The 18,229-nt window shown below is 43.1% G+C and carries 18 protein-coding genes; all 18 read left to right on the top strand.

The genetic code is table 11. From position 1 onward, the window contains the following. The first annotated feature begins 2 nt into the window (after window positions 1–2). The 18 genes from AC3EBE_RS15255 (at window position 3) to AC3EBE_RS15170 (ending at window position 17,655) form a co-directional block, all read left to right on the top strand. Window positions 3–1,112 carry a protein-glutamate methylesterase/protein-glutamine glutaminase gene (locus AC3EBE_RS15255; RefSeq protein WP_488595900.1) on the top strand — a complete coding sequence of 370 codons (1,110 nt, stop codon included), beginning with the start codon at window positions 3–5 and terminating at the stop codon, window positions 1,110–1,112. 19 nt (window positions 1,113–1,131) lie between these two features. Beyond that, window positions 1,132–3,174, top strand: a complete 2,043-nt coding sequence (locus tag AC3EBE_RS15250; RefSeq protein ID WP_488595899.1) for a chemotaxis protein CheW — start codon at window positions 1,132–1,134, stop codon at window positions 3,172–3,174. Between the two features lie 41 nt (window positions 3,175–3,215). Further along, the gene (locus tag AC3EBE_RS15245; RefSeq protein ID WP_488595898.1) at window positions 3,216–3,668 is read left to right on the top strand and encodes a chemotaxis protein CheW; all 453 of its coding nucleotides are present in this window, start codon (window positions 3,216–3,218) and stop codon (window positions 3,666–3,668) included. 17 nt (window positions 3,669–3,685) lie between these two features. Then, window positions 3,686–4,327 (top strand): chemotaxis protein CheC, encoded by a 642-nt coding sequence (locus tag AC3EBE_RS15240; protein ID WP_488595897.1) that lies wholly within the window; start codon window positions 3,686–3,688, stop codon window positions 4,325–4,327. Continuing rightward, window positions 4,320–4,817, top strand: coding sequence for a chemotaxis protein CheD (locus tag AC3EBE_RS15235; protein WP_488595896.1), 498 nt, complete (start codon window positions 4,320–4,322; stop codon window positions 4,815–4,817). The genes AC3EBE_RS15240 and AC3EBE_RS15235 overlap by 8 nt, the downstream gene beginning before the upstream one ends. 179 nt (window positions 4,818–4,996) lie before the next feature. Beyond that, window positions 4,997–5,755 (top strand): FliA/WhiG family RNA polymerase sigma factor, encoded by a 759-nt coding sequence (locus AC3EBE_RS15230; protein WP_488596039.1) that lies wholly within the window; start codon window positions 4,997–4,999, stop codon window positions 5,753–5,755. A 15-nt stretch (window positions 5,756–5,770) separates the two neighbouring features. Further along, window positions 5,771–7,138 carry a flagellar assembly protein A gene (locus tag AC3EBE_RS15225; protein ID WP_488595895.1) on the top strand — a complete coding sequence of 456 codons (1,368 nt, stop codon included), beginning with the start codon at window positions 5,771–5,773 and terminating at the stop codon, window positions 7,136–7,138. Window positions 7,139–7,150: 12 nt separating this feature from the next. Beyond that, a complete protein-coding gene (locus tag AC3EBE_RS15220; protein WP_488595894.1) occupies window positions 7,151–7,456 on the top strand; it encodes a hypothetical protein in 306 nt (101 codons plus the stop codon). 9 nt (window positions 7,457–7,465) lie between these two features. Next, complete coding sequence (locus tag AC3EBE_RS15215) at window positions 7,466–8,029, top strand: helix-turn-helix domain-containing protein (protein WP_488595893.1); 564 nt, start codon at window positions 7,466–7,468, stop codon at window positions 8,027–8,029. Window positions 8,030–8,179: 150 nt separating this feature from the next. Continuing rightward, a complete protein-coding gene (gene rpsB, locus AC3EBE_RS15210) occupies window positions 8,180–8,890 on the top strand; it encodes a 30S ribosomal protein S2 (RefSeq protein WP_488595892.1) in 711 nt (236 codons plus the stop codon). A gap of 146 nt (window positions 8,891–9,036) precedes the next feature. Beyond that, on the top strand, window positions 9,037–9,921 hold the full coding sequence (gene tsf, locus AC3EBE_RS15205) for a translation elongation factor Ts (RefSeq protein WP_488595891.1): 885 nt from the start codon (window positions 9,037–9,039) through the stop codon (window positions 9,919–9,921). Between the two features lie 87 nt (window positions 9,922–10,008). After that, complete coding sequence (gene pyrH, locus AC3EBE_RS15200) at window positions 10,009–10,734, top strand: UMP kinase (RefSeq protein WP_102262217.1); 726 nt, start codon at window positions 10,009–10,011, stop codon at window positions 10,732–10,734. Then, a complete protein-coding gene (gene frr, locus AC3EBE_RS15195) occupies window positions 10,734–11,291 on the top strand; it encodes a ribosome recycling factor (protein WP_488595890.1) in 558 nt (185 codons plus the stop codon). The genes pyrH and frr overlap by 1 nt, the downstream gene beginning before the upstream one ends. Window positions 11,292–11,713: 422 nt before the next feature. Then, window positions 11,714–12,490, top strand: coding sequence for an undecaprenyl pyrophosphate synthase (gene uppS / locus AC3EBE_RS15190; protein ID WP_488595889.1), 777 nt, complete (start codon window positions 11,714–11,716; stop codon window positions 12,488–12,490). Window positions 12,491–12,508: 18 nt separating this feature from the next. After that, window positions 12,509–13,297 carry a phosphatidate cytidylyltransferase gene (locus AC3EBE_RS15185; protein WP_488595888.1) on the top strand — a complete coding sequence of 263 codons (789 nt, stop codon included), beginning with the start codon at window positions 12,509–12,511 and terminating at the stop codon, window positions 13,295–13,297. Between the two features lie 64 nt (window positions 13,298–13,361). Further along, window positions 13,362–14,504 carry a 1-deoxy-D-xylulose-5-phosphate reductoisomerase gene (locus AC3EBE_RS15180; RefSeq protein ID WP_488595887.1) on the top strand — a complete coding sequence of 381 codons (1,143 nt, stop codon included), beginning with the start codon at window positions 13,362–13,364 and terminating at the stop codon, window positions 14,502–14,504. A 56-nt stretch (window positions 14,505–14,560) separates the two neighbouring features. Beyond that, the gene (gene rseP, locus AC3EBE_RS15175; RefSeq protein WP_488595886.1) at window positions 14,561–15,823 is read left to right on the top strand and encodes an RIP metalloprotease RseP; all 1,263 of its coding nucleotides are present in this window, start codon (window positions 14,561–14,563) and stop codon (window positions 15,821–15,823) included. Between the two features lie 128 nt (window positions 15,824–15,951). Further along, window positions 15,952–17,655: a proline--tRNA ligase gene (locus AC3EBE_RS15170; RefSeq protein WP_488595885.1), complete on the top strand. Its 1,704-nt coding sequence runs from the start codon at window positions 15,952–15,954 to the stop codon at window positions 17,653–17,655. Window positions 17,656–18,229 lie beyond the last annotated feature (574 nt).

Genomic DNA, 18,229 nt, shown 5'->3' with positions numbered 1-18,229 from the left:
TATTGTCAAAAGTTAAAGTTCTCATTGTAGATGATTCTGCTTTCATGCGAAAGCTGATCAGCGACTTCCTATCTGAACACCCAGAAATCGAAGTAGTCGGTACGGCCCGCAATGGTGACGATGCCTTAAAGAAGTGGAGGACATTGCGTCCTGATGTTATCACCCTTGACGTAGAGATGCCGGTCATGAACGGACTCGAGGTGTTAAAGGTGCTGATGAGCGAGGAACCGATGCCAGTAGTCATGCTGTCTAGTACGACAAAGGAAGGAGCTGACACAACACTTCAAGCCATACAGGCAGGGGCTGTCGATTTTGTTGCCAAGCCTTCTGGATCCATATCAATCGATTTACATAGAATTAAGGCTGAACTGATTGAAAAAGTGCTGTCTGCGAGCAATGCCAACCTGTCGAAATTACCTGGAAAGCAACAATCAAGTTCAGTATCAGCTGTCAATAAATTTTCTGTTCAACCGGTAAAAGGGACTCGGAGATTTGAAAGGAAACCCGGAGCAGGTAAAGCAGGAGTGATGAGGGAAGGCGGCGAAAAAAAGATTGTCTGCATCGGTACTTCCACCGGAGGTCCTAGAGCCCTCCAGCAAGTGCTGACATCCTTGCCAAAGGATTTCGGTGCACCAATATTGATAGTGCAGCATATGCCAGCCGGATTCACCAAGTCATTAGCAAACAGACTGGACAGTATATGTGAAATTGCTGTCAAGGAAGCAGAAGAAGGGGAACTGCTCCAGAAGGGAATGGCCTATATTGCGCCGGGAGGATATCATCTTGAGGTTAAAGCAGTCGGCACGGGCCATGCCGTTAGTCTTGGCAAGTCAGAACCAAGAAATGGGCACAGGCCATCCGTTGACGTAATGTTCGAATCTGTAAGCTGCGCAAGAAACTTATCGAAAATCATCGTGGTGATGACAGGCATGGGCACGGATGGAGCAAAAGGATTGATTGAAATGAAGAAAAGTGGCTTTGTAAAAGCGATTGCTGAATCGCAGGAAACTTCTATTGTGTTTGGAATGCCGAAAGCAGCCATTGCAACTAATTTAGTTGATGAAGTAGTGAATGTTGAAAATATTGCCCAATCAATCATGAAATATATTTAAGGCCGGGGGTGCTGTGCACATGGATTTAAATCAATATTTAGAAGTTTTTATAGAAGAAAGCAAAGAACATTTACAGGCCTGCAACGAACAATTGCTGGAACTGGAAAAAAATCCGGAGGACCTGAACATCATCAACGAAATCTTCAGATCCGCACATACGCTTAAAGGAATGTCAGCTACAATGGGTTTTGAGGATCTTGCCAGTCTTACCCATCAGATGGAGAATGTTTTAGATGCAATCAGGAACAGCAGGCTGAAAACAAGTCCTGAAATACTTGATGTAATTTTCCTCGCTGTTGATCATCTTGAAGATATGGTTCAGTCCATCGCTTCAGGCGGCGACGGTAAAAAAGATGTAACCGATGCAGTCTCTAAATTGAAGCTGATTGAGAAAGGGGAGCTTCCGGTAGATTCAGCTGTCTCTGAAACAGCAGCAGCAGTTGCAGAAGAAGCCCCAACGCAGACAAAATATGATGAATTTGAATTGACTGTATTAAAGCAATCCAAAGAACAGGGATTCGGGGTTTATGAGATCACGATCGGCTTGAGAGAAGATTGCCTGTTAAAAGCGGCAAGGGTGTTCATGGTATTTGAGGTTCTTGAACAAATCGGTGAAGTCATCAAAGCCGCTCCCTCTGTTGAACAGCTTGAGGAGGAGCAATTTGATCAGGAATTTTCAGTCACTCTAGTATCCAAGGAATCTTCCGAGGATATTAAAGGTAAAATCATGAAGGTTTCAGAAGTGGTCAAAACTGAAGTGAGATCTCTTGGTTTGGAAGATTTGAATAATGTGGATAGCAGTGAAAATAAAGCTGAACCTAAAAGTGCGGAGAATAAGGCGTTAGAAGTCTATCCGTCTGCAGAGAGCCAGCCAGCTGCAGAAAAGAAAAGCAGCAGCAAGCACAACTTGAATAGCAGCAAGACCATCCGTGTAAATATCGAGCGTCTTGATATTCTAATGAATCTTTTTGAAGAGCTGGTCATTGACCGTGGCAGGCTTGAACAAATCTCAAAGGAATTAGAAAATACAGAACTTACTGAGACTGTTGAACGAATGTCAAGGATTTCAGGCGACCTGCAAAATATTATTTTGAATATGCGTATGGTCCAGGTCGAAACGGTATTCAATCGTTTCCCTCGGATGATACGCCAGCTTGCTAGAGATTTGAACAAGAAGATCAATCTGGAAATCGTTGGAGCAGAGACTGAACTTGACCGTACAGTTATCGATGAAATTGGTGATCCGCTGGTCCATCTGCTGCGCAATTCAGTAGACCATGGTATCGAGTCACCTGCAGTTCGTAAAGCAAAGGGCAAGCCAGAGGAAGGAACGGTCGTCCTAAGAGCTTTCCATAGCGGCAATCACGTGTTTATCGAAATTGAAGATGACGGCAGTGGAATCAGCCGGGAAAAGGTACTGGAAAAAGCAATAAGCAAGGGACTTGTCACTGAACAGTCTGCTGCTGGTATGACGGATAAGCAGGTTTATGAATTTATCTTGTCATCCGGTTTTTCGACAGCAGAAAAAATATCAGATATTTCCGGCAGAGGAGTAGGCCTGGATGTAGTTAAAAATACAATTGAATCCCTGGGAGGTTCCATAACTATCGATTCAAAGGAAAACCAGGGCACTATATTCTCCATTCAGCTGCCGCTGACGTTATCGATTATTTCTGTCATGCTTGTAGAAATCCAGAAGGAAAAATTCGCGATTCCTTTGTCTTCCATTATTGAAACTGCGATTATCAAAGACTCCGACATTATGAAAGCACATAATCAAAGCGTAATTGATTTCAGAGGCAAGGTGGTACCGCTGTTGTTCCTCAAGGATATTTTTGAAATTCCGACTGTACCTCAGGATGATCATTTCCACTCTGTCATCATTGTCAGGAAAGGTGACAAAATGGCCGGGCTGGTTGTTGATTCATTCATCGGCCAGCAGGAGGTAGTCCTTAAATCCCTCGGTAACTATTTAACAAATGTTTTTGCAATTTCAGGAGCGACTATCCTTGGGGATGGCCAGGTAGCGTTAATCGTTGACTGCAACGCGTTAATCAAGTAATTGCGCAATTCGTGCGAGATGAAGATATAGGAGTGAACAAAATGGCTGAGTTGCTGGTTTCAGACTTGAAGGTAATCGTATTCCAATTAAACGAAAAAGAATATGCTGTTCCTGTAGGCCAGGTTAAATCTATAGAAAAAATTATGCATTTTACCCGTGTGCCGCACACTTCACCATACGTAAAAGGTGTCATGAATCTTCGAGGTGTTATAACACCATTGATCGATTTACGTGTACGTTTCGGATTAGACGAACAGTCATATTCTGATAGTTCAAGAATTATCATCGTTTCTGTAGCAGATGCCGAAGTGGGATTGATTGTAGAAGGAGCCAATGATGTTATAGATATTCCTTCGAACCTAATCGAGCCTCCGCCCGAAATCGTCGGCACGGAAGCTGCTGAATTCATCAATGGAGTCGTCAAGCTGGATAAGCGTCTCCTGATTTTAATTGATCTTGAAAATATTCTAGGATTGCAAGAGGATAAAGAGTAAAGGCAAGGGACCATACTATGTCGTTTCATATAAAAATATCAGACATGCATCTTGATATATTGAAAGAAGTTGGCAATATAGGAGCGGGCCATGCTGCAACGGCGCTCTCCACTTTATTAAATAAGAAAATCGATATGAAAGTACCGAATGTCAGGGTGGTAAGCTTCGATGAGATGATGGAGATGGCAGGTGGGGCTGAAAGTGTCATAGCCAGTGTATTCCTTAGAATTGAGGGAGACGCTCCTGGAAGTATGTTTTTTGTGCTTCCCCTTGAGCAGGCTGAAAAGTTCATCCGGTCCCTTATTGGTGACCAGTCTTTCTCCTTCTCTGCTCCTGAGGTTAACGAACTGGCACTTTCTGCATTGCAGGAAATGGGCAATATTCTTTCAGGGTCGTATTTATCTTCTCTGTCTGATTTTACGAATTTGAATCTCCTGCCTTCTGTACCAGCACTAAGCATTGATATGGCTGGTGCAGTAATCAGTTTCGGCCTGCTGGAATTATCTCAGGTAAGTGATTACGCAATTGTCATCGATACAGCACTGGATGAGAATGAAGTCCAGACAGGAGGAAGTGTGAATGGCCACTTTTTCCTCCTGCCAGATCCAGAATCCTTCAATATCATATTTAAAGCTTTAGGAGCACTGGTAGATGCATAAGGCTGCTGAGATAGTAAAAGTAGGTATTGCTGATGTGAACACCGTGAAAGCACCTGACTTGATTAAGACTACCGGTCTTGGGTCTTGTGTAGGAGTCGTTCTGTATGATTTGGCAAAAGAAGTCGCCGGTCTGGCACATGTAATGCTCCCTGATTCCTCTTTGTCAAAGTCAGGACCGCTTAATGAGGCGAAATATGCTGATACAGCTGTTAAAAAGCTTCATTCTCAACTTCTTTTGCTCGGCGCAAGACCGGGCTGGATTAAAGCAAAGCTTGCTGGAGGAGCACAGATGTTTCAGTTTTCCGGCAGCAGCGACCTGATGAGGATTGGACCGAGGAATGTCGATGCTGTTATAAATGAACTAAAGGACCTTAAAATACCTGTAGTCGCACAGGATGTTGGCGGGAACAGCGGCAGAACGATTGAATTTGATCCCAAAACTGGTTTGATGCAGATCAGGACAGTAAATAAGGGTAATAGTGAGATTTAGTAATAGATAAAGGACTTAGGCTGATGCTTTGCTCATTTATAAATACACCTCATAAGGTGATAAAGGCAGACAGCCAGAGGGATAGTTGTTTTCATTGAAGCACTTTTGCACCAATTAACTGCTTGGAAACAGTCTGCAGCAAAGAATAAAACGGAATGCGCGGGAGGAGGATGAACATGGTGCGGGGATCGACTACGGAAGATCAATTGACTTGGGACAAATGGGTGCAATCCCGTGATCCGGATGCAGGAAACATATTAATTAAAAAATACATGCCGCTTGTTTCCTATCATGTGCAGCGAATATCTGTTAATCTTCCTAAAAGCGTATCACGGGATGATCTGAAAAGTCTGGGCATGATTGGCTTATATGATGCTCTTGAAAAATTTGATCCAAAAAGGGACCTGAAATTTGATACATATTCTTCTTTTCGGATCAGGGGAGCGATACTGGACGGATTGCGGAAAGAGGACTGGCTGCCAAGAAGTACAAGGGAAAAGGCAAAGAGAATTGATGCAGCCATCGAGAAGCTTGAGCAGCGTTATATGCGTAATGTAACTATAGAAGAGATCGCCTTGGAACTTAATATGGATGAAAGCGATATTTGCACAACAATTAATGAACATTTTTTCGCCAATGTACTTTCCATCGATGAGCAGCCTAATGACCAGGATGACCGCGACACCCAATCATATTCCATTAGGGATGAAAAGTCGGTGATTCCTGAAGAAAAAGTCATTAAAGCTGAAATGATCGAAGAGATGACGGCAATGGTCTCGCAGCTCAATGATAAAGAACAGTTGGTTTTAAGTTTATTTTATAAGGAAGAATTGACGCTTACTGAGATAGGACAAGTCATGGATCTATCAACATCGAGAATTTCTCAAATACATTCCAAGGCTATATTCAAGCTGCGTAAATGGCTTGAGAAAGCCTGATGGGCAGGGATTAAGATGGGGGAAACAATTGAGGTAAAGTTAAGCAGGGATCGGTTAACCGCAATTCTTGATAGCAGTGCTAACCGTAAATATTCTATGGATGAACTTTTGAATTTCTTAAAAGAAAATCATATCCAATATGGTATTAAAATGGACGTGCTCCAGTCCATTGTTGAAGATCCTGCAAGCGTTAACTTTCCAGTTAATATTGCGTCCGGGATACCTCCTGTAAACGGTTCAGACGCTTATTTGCGGAATGAGCTAAGGAAAAGGAATGACGATCAGGCTGAAATATTTAATTTCCGAGTAGTCATGCATATTCCGTCTGTAAACAATGGAGAACTTCTGGCATCAATAGTGCCTGAGGGGGAAGGGACGAATGGAGTAGATGTCATGGGGAATTCCATTCCGGCAAGGAAAGGACGTCCATTAAGGATAAAAGCAGGCAGCAATATTCTTACCCGGAATGGCCAGTATTTCTCAACTGTTGATGGCCAGGTCAGCATAACAAGCAAATCCATTTCCGTAAATCCGGTTTTTGAGGTCAATGGTGATCTGGACCTTAGGACAGGAAATATCGATTTTACAGGTACTGTCATTATCAAAGGGGACATTCCCAGTGGATATGAGATAAAAGCTGGCGGCGATATCCATGTTTATGGTCTGGTGGAAGCATCGAACCTTGTTGCTGGCGGCAATATTTTCATCAGGGGCGGTGTGGCCTGCGGCATGAAAGGAAGTATATCCGCAGAAGGGAATATCATTGCTAATTATCTGAATCAGTCTATTGTAAAAGCGGGCCAGGATATTGTCATCAAAACATCGATTCTCCATAGCAGGATCACTGCTGGAGGAAATATTGACTGCCGTACAGGTACAATCATTGGCGGAGTTCTTTCAGCAGGAAGAAATATTCATGTTAAGGAATTAGGGAATGAGCTTTTTACAAAAACTGAACTAGCGATAGGGTGGGATCCCTTCCTTGATAAGAGGGAGCGTGATATCCTTGGCCAAATGGATAGTGCAAAAGCAAATATTAATAAATTAATTGAGATAGAATCAAAGCTTGCAGATCTTGTTAAGCACACAGGAAAGATATCAAGAGAACAGCAGGAAATGATCATTAAACAGCGGGCTACAAGAAAGAGCATTGAAATTAATCTGGCGGAATTAGAGGGTGAGCTCAACTCACTGGCACTTGAAAAACAAGAACGTCTTGATTCCTCACTGTTTGTTCTTGATAAGGTTTATCCAAATGCGAAGATTTTTTTTGGCAAGTATGCCCTGATGACCAACCGAATTTATAAAATGGCCAGATTTAGCCTGTACCAAAGTGAAATTAGCATTCACCCATTAATAGAGGCTGAAAAAGTCCATCATTAAGGAAGTGACAAAATGAGTCTAAAGGCAATCGAAATGCAGATTGCGCTTCCAAGGACACATGACGCCGGCAAAATCCAGGAACAGATTCAGCAGCGAGGGCAGCATCTTCAGGAACACGCCGCACAGAGAGTGACAAAGGAAGATGAATTAAAGCGGAAAACCGTGATCAAGAATAATCAAAAGCAGGAAGCCAGGCTCAATAAAGATGGCAACTCTTCCAGCGAGCAGGACCCAGGCAGGCAGCAGCAAAAGAAACAGGAAGAACCTTTGCAGCAGAACCATCCTTACAAGGGAAAGATAATCGATTACAGCGGATAGAGGGATGTTATGACCACTTTTCTACTACTACTAAGCCTCATGCTAAATGCAGCAGCTATCTTCGCAATCATCCTTTTATACCTACGGCAGAACAGACTTGTTCAAGCAGAAAAAAAACAGGAAAGAATCATCAAAGAAATTGAAGAAGTTTTTTCCGCATACTTGCTCGAATTAAAGGATGAAAATGAGAAGTTCATCCTGCTGATGAAAAGGGACATTTCATCAACAGGCAAAAACGAATCTGGCCAGGAGTTTCTTGTGCAAAGTGAGGAAAAGAATGCGACGGGGAAATCCCAGCAGACTGACAAGGCTCCCCGGGTTGGCAAAGGAATGTCCTATAATACAGCAATGAAGGCCTATCGCACAGACACCGGGCATCCCAAGGATCGTGAAGACCCTGTTCTGGAGGAACTGATAGGCAAAACTGAATCTGCTGAAAGGCCTCAGTTAAGCTTTAATGAGCAGATAGCCAAACTCCATAAACAAGGACTTTCAGCAGAAGATATCGCCCGCCGGCTAAATAAAGGAAAGACGGAAATAGAACTTTTGCTTAAATTTCGTCAAAATACGTAATAATCTCTTGAATGTCGGATTTATATATGCTATATTATCTCTTGGTGTTAATACACACGTTCATTGATTTGATCAGATGGTGCTGTTTCGACAGTTCCTGGTTAAAGATGATATGGACGGAGGAAATCAAAACCATTAGGAGGAAACATCATGTCAGTAATTTCTATGAAGCAACTGCTTGAAGCTGGTGTACACTTCGGTCACCAGACTCGCCGTTGGAACCCTAAGATGAAGAAATATATCTTCACTGAGCGTAACGGCATCTACATCATCGACCTTCAAAAAACAGTTAAGAAGGTTGAAGAAGCTTACAACTACGTTAAAGAGCTAGCTGGTAACGGCGGAACTGTTCTTTTCGTAGGTACTAAGAAACAAGCTCAAGATTCTGTTAAAGAAGAAGCAGCTCGTTCTGGTATGTACTATGTTAACCAACGTTGGTTGGGTGGTACTTTAACTAACTTCGAAACAATCCAAAAGCGTATCTCACGTCTTAAAGATATCGAAAGAATGTCTGAAGATGGAACTTTTGAAGTGCTTCCTAAGAAAGAAGTAGTTCAATTGAAGAAAGAACAAGAGCGTTTAGAAAAGTTCTTGGGCGGAATCAAGGACATGAAGGGCCTTCCAGATGCTCTTTTCATCATTGACCCACGCAAAGAGCGCATCGCTGTTGCTGAAGCACGCAAATTGAACATTCCTATCGTTGGAATTGTTGATACAAACTGTGATCCAGATGAAATCGACGTAGTAATCCCTGCGAACGATGATGCGATCCGCGCTGTTAAATTGCTTACTGCTAAAATGGCTGACGCTATTATCGAAGCTAAGCAAGGCGAAGAAACTACAGAAACTGTAGAAGCTTAATTTAAAATAAGGTGATATAGGGAAGCGCCCTTTATCACCTTTTTTTAAGACTAAGAGTCCATGTAAATCTTGTTTAGGTTTATATTGGTGAAATGAAGTTAAAATAAAGTATAGGTACATAATCATGATCCTAGGAGGAATTCATTATGGCAATCACTGCACAAATGGTTAAAGAATTGCGTGAAAAAACTGGCGCAGGTATGATGGACTGCAAAAATGCACTTACTGAAACAAATGGTGATATGGACAAAGCAATCGACTACCTTCGTGAAAAAGGAATCGCTAAAGCTGCCAAGAAAGCTGACCGCATCGCAGCTGAAGGTACAACTTATATCCTTACAGAAGGCAATGAGGCTGTAATCCTTGAAGTTAACTCAGAAACTGATTTCGTTGCGAAGAACGAAGGCTTCCAGGTTCTTGTTAAAGAAATCGCTGAGCACCTTCTAAAGAACAAGCCAGCATCTGTTGAAGAAGCTAACGCTCAAACAATGGAAAACGGCGCAACAGTGGAAAGCCACATCAATGCTGCAATTGCTAAAATTGGTGAAAAGCTTTCACTTCGCCGCTTTGAAATCAAGTCTAAAACTGACAATGATGCTTTTGGTGCATACCTTCACATGGGCGGACGCATTGGCGTGTTAACTGTTCTTGAAGGAACAACTGACGAAGCTGCTGCGAAGGACGTTTCTATGCATATCGCTGCATTAAAACCTAAGTATGTTTCTCGTGACGAGGTTTCTCAAGAAGAAGTTGAACACGAGCGCCAAATCCTTACTCAACAGGCTCTTAACGAAGGCAAGCCAGAAAACATCGTTGCTAAAATGGTTGAAGGCCGTCTAAGCAAATACTTTGAAGATGTATGTGTACTTGACCAGACTTTTGTTAAGAACCCTGATCAAAAAGTACGCCAGTTTGTTGAATCAAAAGGCGGAACTGTTCGTGAGTTCACTCGTTACGAAGTAGGCGAAGGTATTGAAAAGCGTGAAGATAACTTTGCTGAAGAAGTAATGAACCAGGTTAACAAGAAATAATTATTACTAGCCTATGTAATTGCAGGGAACACTTAGTGTTCCCTGTTTTTGGACATAGCTTTAAATTACATATGGAGGTAGTACCCTATGACCAGCCCTAAATACAAAAGAGTTGTTTTAAAGTTAAGTGGAGAAGCTTTAGCAGGAGAGCAAGGCTTTGGCATCAATCCGTCGGTAATCAAAAATGTTGCAGACCAGGTAAAAGAGATTGCAGAGCTTGATGTTGAGGTCGCCGTTGTCGTAGGCGGCGGAAATATCTGGCGAGGTAAAATCGGGGAAGAAATGGGAATGGACAGAGCGACGGCAGACTATATGGGCATGCTCGCTACGGTCATGAACTCCCTTTCCTTGCAGGACAGCCTCGAGCAGGCGGGAATTGAGACAAGGGTCCAAACTTCCATTGAGATGCGTCAGGTTGCAGAGCCATATATCAGAAGAAGGGCAATCAGGCACCTTGAGAAAAAGCGCGTAGTGATCTTCGCGGCTGGAACAGGAAACCCGTACTTCTCAACAGATACAACAGCTGCTTTGCGCGCTGCTGAAATCGAAGCTGATGTAATACTTATGGCAAAAAACAATGTAGATGGAGTATATTCTGCAGATCCTCGTGTTGATAAGAATGCGACAAAATATGATGAGCTTTCTTATCTCGATGTCCTTAAGGAAGGTCTTGCTGTTATGGATTCTACTGCATCATCTCTATGCATGGACAATGATATTCCACTGATTGTTTTCTCAATCATGGAAAAAGGCAATATTAAAAGAGCGGTTATGGGTGAAACAATCGGAACTATTGTGAGGGGGAAAAACTAATGCCAAAACAAGCAATTGCTAATGCAAAGGAAAGAATGACAAAAGCGATTCAAGCATATACTCGCGAATTGGCAAGCATCCGTGCAGGCCGGGCAAGCGCATCTCTTCTAGATAGAATTCAAGTGGATTATTACGGGGCACCAACTCCCGTGAACCAGCTTGCTGGTATCTCGGTACCAGAAGCACGTTTACTAGTCATCCAGCCTTACGACAAGTCCATTCTTGGTGAAATCGAAAAGGCAATCTTGAAGTCAGACCTGGGTTTGAATCCGACAAATGATGGTTCAATTATCAGACTTGCGATTCCTCAGCTTACTGAAGAGCGCCGTAAAGAGCTTGCAAAGCTTGTTAAGAAGGAAGCGGAAGAGGCAAAAATTGCAGTCCGCAATATCCGACGTGACGGCAATGAAGATTTGAAGAAGCTTGAGAAAAATGGTGAAATTACTGAGGACGACCTACGCGGTTACTCTGATGACATCCAAAAGATGACAGATGAGCATATTGCGAAAATCGATCAGATCACTAAAGAAAAAGAAAAAGAGCTAATGGAAGTATAATATAAATCAACTTAAATGGCGTATTCAATCCTGACTCATGATTGAAATATGCCTATTCACGAAAACCCTCTGTTTTCCAGGGGGTTTTTTCTCTATACATATGTAAGAAAAGCCTATACTTATTTATAAAGCAAGAAATAGGACTAAGCGTCCTTCTAAATTGATAGAATATAATAATGTGGGTATGTTCGCTGCAGATAAAATTAGCCAGGTTAAAACAATTGTTCTCCTCAACATCCATTTATAGAGATATCTTTAATCTTTTTTGGTATGATAATGGCATGCGGAAAAGCAGTTGGAAGATTCCATAATATTGAAAATGAATCACTGCTCTAAGCTTTAAGGTATTGACTAGGTGTCAAAAGAAGGCTTAACGATGTACTGATCGGGGCTAATGATTATCTTTTGGGGGAGCTGTCCTAATGTTAAATAAAATGAATCTATGGAAGAACCAGAGTAATTCTTCAAGTCTCCGTGACCGAATACTCGAAATAAAAGAACATGATGTTCCTGCACACATCGCCATCATAATGGATGGAAATGGCCGCTGGGCAAAGAAGCGTGCGCTGCCAAGAGTGGCTGGCCATCATGAAGGTATGAAGGTTGTCAGGAAAATAACCAAACTTGCCAATGAACTTGGCGTAAAGACATTAACCGTCTATGCTTTTTCAACTGAGAATTGGAAGCGGCCGAAGATGGAAGTTGACTTCCTAATGAAGCTGCCTGAAGAGTTCCTGGGAACATTCCTTCCAGAATTGATCGAGGAAAATGTCCGGGTGGAGATGATCGGCTATAAGGATAAACTGCCGGAGCATACACAAAGGGCAGTTGGGAAAGCGATGGAGGATACGAAAGGCAATACAGGCCTTACGCTTAATTTTGCTCTTAACTATGGAAGCAGGGCGGAAATCCTCGATGGCGTGAAAAAAGTCTTAAGCGATGTCAAAAGTGGTATAATGGATGAAAAAGACTTGACAGAAGAATTATTTTCTTCGTATTTAATGACCAAGGATTTGCAGGATCCTGATTTGTTAATCAGGACAAGCGGCGAAATCCGTTTAAGCAATTTTATGCTTTGGCAGCTTGCCTATACAGAGTTCTGGTTTACGGATGTACTATGGCCAGACTTCAGTGAAGAGCATTTTGTTGAAGCTATTGAAGCATTCCAGGGCCGTCAGCGGCGTTTTGGAGGAGTATAAAAAAGGTGTGAATAATTGATGAAGCAAAGAATCATAACAGCAGTTGCAGCAGCAGCCATTTTCCTGCCGATCGTAATCTATGGAGGCTGGCCATTCGTTCTAATGGTCTATCTTATTGCTTCGATTGCTTTATATGAAGCGTTGAAAATGAAGAAGCTAAACTTATTCTCCGTTCCTGGCATTATTTCATTAATCTTATTATGGATTTTCATGATTCCAAAGGAGTATCATGAATTGCTGGAGAGTTTGAATTACACTAAACTCGAGCTTTTTGCACTAGGTGTACTGCTGTTTTTGACATATACGGTCATTACCAAAAATCGGTTTACATTTGAAGATGTTGCATTCTCTATCATGTCTGCGCTTTATGCAGGGCTCGGATTTTACTTCTTTATTGAAACGAGACAAGCGAGTCTTACCTTTGTCTTTTACTCGCTTTTCATGGTTTGGGCAACAGATTCAGGAGCTTATTTTTTCGGCCGTGCCTTTGGGAAACGGAAGCTTTGGCCTGAAATCAGCCCTAATAAGACGATTGAAGGATTTTTGGGAGGCATCCTGTCTGCGCTGATTGTCGCAGTATTGTTTACAGTATTTGCCGAGATGGATGTATCAACCATCCTTTTGCTCGCGGCAACTGCTTTCCTTTCTGTATTTGGACAAATAGGTGACCTGGCAGAATCGGCGCTGAAAAGATATTATAATGTTAAGGATTCGGGAAACATACTTCCTGGACATGGCGGTATGCTGGACAGATTTGACAGCTTGCTGTTTGTCTGGCCGCTAATCCATATTTTTCACTTATTATAAGATAGGTAATCAGGATAAATCAGGGATACTTTTAGTCCGCTGAAGATTTTTAGGAGTGAAACATGTGAAGAATATCAGCTTGTTGGGTGCAACAGGGTCAATTGGCATCCAGACTTTGGATGTAATCAGGGAGCACCCTGAAGAGTTCCGTCTTGTTTCTATCTCTGCAGGGAGGAACATGGAACTCACCCGTAAAATCATACAGGAATTTCAGCCAGAATTGGTGTCTGTCCAGGAAAAAGCAGACGCCGAATCACTAAGACAGGAGTTTCCTAAATCAAAAGTGGTTTATGGAAGCCAGGGTCTTGAGGAGGCGGCTGTTTATCATAAGTCAGATATACTCGTGAATGCGGTTCTTGGAAGTGTTGGTCTAAGTCCCACACTCGCAGCAATAAAAGCGAGAAAAACGATCGCTATTGCCAATAAAGAGACACTAGTTACAGCCGGACATATTGTAATGGATGAGGCAAGGAAACAAGGTGTCTCCGTCTTGCCGGTTGACAGTGAGCATTCAGCTATCTTTCAAGCCTTGCAGGGGGAGAAGGAGAAGAATATTGAAAGGCTCATTTTAACCGCGTCTGGCGGCAGCTTCAGGGACCGGACTCGTGATGATTTGCAGGGAGTGACAAAAGCAGATGCCTTGAATCACCCGAATTGGTCAATGGGTGCAAAAATCACAATCGATTCAGCTACAATGATGAACAAGGGGCTGGAGGTAATTGAAGCACACTGGCTCTTCTCATTGCCATATGAACAAATTTCTGTTCTGCTCCATCGAGAGAGTATCATCCATTCAATGGTTGAATTTCACGATACCAGTATTATCGCGCAGTTGGGCACACCAGATATGAAGGTGCCAATCCAATATGCTCTTACATATCCTGACCGCCTGCCTCTTCGTTCTGGGAAAAGGCTGGATCTCGCTGAAATCGGCAAGCTTCACTTTCAGGAGATGGATTTCAGCCGTTTCCGCTGCCTAAGGTTCGCATACGATGCCGGAAACGCCGGTGGGACCATGCCTGCCGTTATGAATGCAGCCAATGAAGCAGCAGTTGCTGCCTTTTTGGAAGACAAAATCACTTTTCTTCAAATCGAAGACTTAATTGAGAAAGCAATGGACAGCCATAAGATTACAAATAATCCGGGGCTTGAATTGATTCAAGAAGTAGATCAGAATACAAGAAGCTTTGTTAAGTCACTTTTATAAAAGCCTAGCGAAAAGAAAAAGTGGTTCCTTATCCTTAAAAAAGGTGGTTAGATAGATTGAATACAGTTATTGCCTTTATCGTTATTTTTGGCGCCCTCGTGTTCTTCCATGAACTTGGGCACTTGATTTTCGCCAAGCGTGCAGGCATCCTTTGCCGGGAGTTCGCGATCGGATTCGGGCCAAAGGTATTCTCGCATAAGAAGAACGAAACAACTTACACGATCCGTCTTTTGCCAATTGGCGGTTTTGTAAGGATGGCCGGGGAGGACCCGGAAATGGTCGAAATTAAGCCGGGCCATCGTGTAGGTTTGCTGTTCAATGAGAATGAAGAAGTTACAAAAATCATCTTGAACAATAAAGATAAGCATCCGAATGCGCGGATTCTTGAAGTGGAAAATGTTGATATCGAGCACGACCTCTTTATCAAAGGATATGAAGAGGGAGAAGACGACTCCCTGGTAAAATCGTTGAAAATCAGCAAGACAGCTGTGCTGGTAGAAAATAATGTAGAAACACAAATCGCCCCTTATGACAGGCAGTTTGGGTCAAAAACTCTTGCTCAAAGGACGATGGCGATTTTCGCCGGACCGATGATGAATTTCCTTCTGGCTATGGTTATTTTTATCATCCTTGCCTTGGTGCAGGGGATTCCTTCGAATGAACCTGTCCTTGGCAAACTTACACCTGATGGCAGCGCACTTAAAGCTGGACTGAAGGAAGGAGACATCGTTAACAGCATCGAGGGTTCAGAAGTTTCAAGCTGGCAGGATGTTGTAGAAATCATTAGGAAAAATCCAGGGAGTGAACTTGATTTTTCAATCGTCCGTGATGGGCAAAACATGGAGCTGCCGGTGACACCGGAAGCTAAAACAATTGAAGGGGAGAAAATCGGCCTGATTGGCGTTTACAGCCCAGTAGAAAAATCCCCGTTAAAGTCAATCACTTATGGTGTGAAGGAAACTTATTTCTGGACAACCGAAATTTTTTCAATGCTTGGTAAGCTGATTACTGGCCAATTCTCGATTGATGCATTATCCGGGCCTGTGGGTATATATGTTTCAACAGACACTGTAGCCAAATCAGGAATCTTCTATCTTATGAAATGGGCAGCAATCTTAAGCATCAACCTTGGGATCATGAACCTGCTTCCTTTCCCTGCGCTTGATGGCGGCAGACTTACATTCTTCGCTGTCGAAGCGTTACGTGGAAAGCCGGTTGATAAGCAAAAAGAAGGCATGGTTCATTTTATCGGTTTTGCCTTGTTAATGCTGTTGATGCTCGTTGTTACCTGGAATGATATCCAGAGATTCTTCCTGTAAATTTTTAATAGCAATTACTATGGAATCAGGAAAAAACCTCAATTAAGACTTTCTGCTCCTGCCTGGCAGCTGCCGGGCAGGAGAGTTTTTTCCTGAAGCCGCTAATTTATTTCTATGAGGTGCAATCAATGAAACAGAGTATGACACTTATTCCGACATTAAGAGAAGTACCATCTGATGCAGAAGTTAAAAGCCACCAGCTTTTGCTGCGTGCAGGTTTTATGAGACAGAATGCAAGCGGTGTGTATACATATATGCCTTTGGGACGTAAGGTGCTTCAAAAAATTGAGGCCATCATCAGGGAAGAAATGAACCATGCGGGAGCTGCGGAATTATTCATGCCTGCATTGCAGCAGGCTGAATTATGGCAGGAATCCGGCAGATGGTATTCCTATGGTCCGGAACTTATGAGATTACGGGATAGGCATGACCGTGAGTTTGCGCTTGGCGCGACGCACGAAGAAGTGATCACGAGCCTGGTTCGTGATGAAGTCAAATCCTACAAACGCCTGCCTTTGACACTTTATCAAATCCAGACGAAGTTCCGAGATGAAAAGCGTCCAAGATTCGGTCTCCTTCGCGGACGCGAGTTCATCATGAAGGATGCATACTCATTCCATGCTAATCAGGAAAGCCTTGATCAAGTGTATGACCGTATTTTTCAGGCGTACTCCAATATCTTCGCTCGCTGCGGCCTTAATTTCCGTGCCGTAATTGCCGATTCTGGAGCAATGGGCGGCAAGGATACCCATGAATTCATGGTCCTTTCTGATATCGGAGAAGATACAATCGCGTATTCTGACACGTCAAATTATGCAGCGAACATTGAAATGGCTCCAGTTGCAGCTGTGTATGAAAAAAGCTCGGAGCAACCAAAAGAGCTTGAAAAGATTCATACTGAAAATAAGAAGACGATCGAAGAAGTATCCTCTTTCCTTAAGGTTGAAGAACAGGTATGCATCAAATCATTGCTTTTCAAGGTTGATGACCGCTTCGTTTTGGTTTTGGTTCGCGGTGACCATGAAGTGAATGATATAAAGCTGAAGAACTTCTTTGAAGCATCAACAGTCGAGCTGGCTGATGCAAACACAACCAAAGATATACTTGGATGCTCCGTTGGTTCACTAGGGCCAATCGGTGCGGAAAATGTGGAGGTAGTTGCGGACCACGCTGTGGCAGCAATCGTTAATGGTGTCTGTGGTGCGAACGAAGAAGATTATCATTATACAAATGTGAATCCAGAACGTGATTTTAAAGTAAGTAATTATGTTGATCTCCGCTTTATCAAAGAAGGAGATCCATCACCAGACGGAGAAGGAACAATCGTTTTTGCCAAGGGCATTGAGGTTGGTCATGTCTTCAAGCTTGGAACGAGATATAGTGAGGCTATGAATGCGGTATTCCTTGACGAAAATGGACGTACACAGCCAATGATCATGGGCTGCTACGGAATCGGTGTATCCCGGACGATGGCTGCAGTGGCAGAGCAGTTCAATGATGAAAGTGGTCTTGTATGGCCTGTTAATATGTCTCCATATGATGTTCATCTTATTGCTGTCAATATGAAAGATAATGAACAGGCAGCTGTGGCAGAGGAGCTATATGGCAGCCTTCAAAGTGCAGGTCTGGATGTGCTGATGGATGACAGACAGGAAAGGCCTGGCGTGAAATTTGCAGATTCTGACTTGATCGGCCTGCCTGTTAGGGTGACTGTTGGAAAGAAAGCCGCCGAAGGAATCGTAGAAGTGAAAATACGTAAAAATGGCGAAATGCAGGAAGTCCACAAAGACCAGCTTGCACAAACTTTAAAGAACATCCTGCAGGAACTTTAATATAAGCGGTTCCTTTAGCTTGTTCCGTCAGACTGTAGACAAACTCTGTAAAACCAGAGTTTGTCTACAGTTTTTTTATTGTTTAGCGAAACTATAAATTGACCTGATGTTGTTAAGTATATGAGTTGTCATAATCCAGCTCCAGCGCCTAGCCCCTTGAGACGCTTGTCTAGCTGCGGCTCCTAACTCCTCGAGACGCTTGTCTAGTTTCGCCTCCTAGAAACTCCGAAACTTCAACTCTGCCCGCAGAAGCAAAAAGCGCTTCTTTGTCGGAGTCTCCAGTTTCTGCGTTTCTGAACAGTCGGCTACACTTTTCGTTTTCGGTCCTGCCAATGAAGTCAAAGAGCGACTTCACTGTCAGGCCCTTCGACGGACACGATGTTCTAGTGCCGACGTTGCCACAGGACGTGGCGGTTTTAGTCGGCCAGCGCTTTTCGGAGTTAAGCAGTCGCCTCCGCGTTTCTTATTGTCTAGTTTTGCCTCCTAGAAACTCCGAAGCTTCAACTTCGCCCGCAGAAGCAAAAAGCGCTTCTTTGTCGAAGTCTCCAGTTTCTGTGTTTCTGGGCAGTCGGCT

Source organism: Mesobacillus sp., assembly GCF_057785455.1.
Note: the sequence above shows the minus strand (reverse complement) of the source record. Positions and strands in the feature narration are given on the sequence as shown.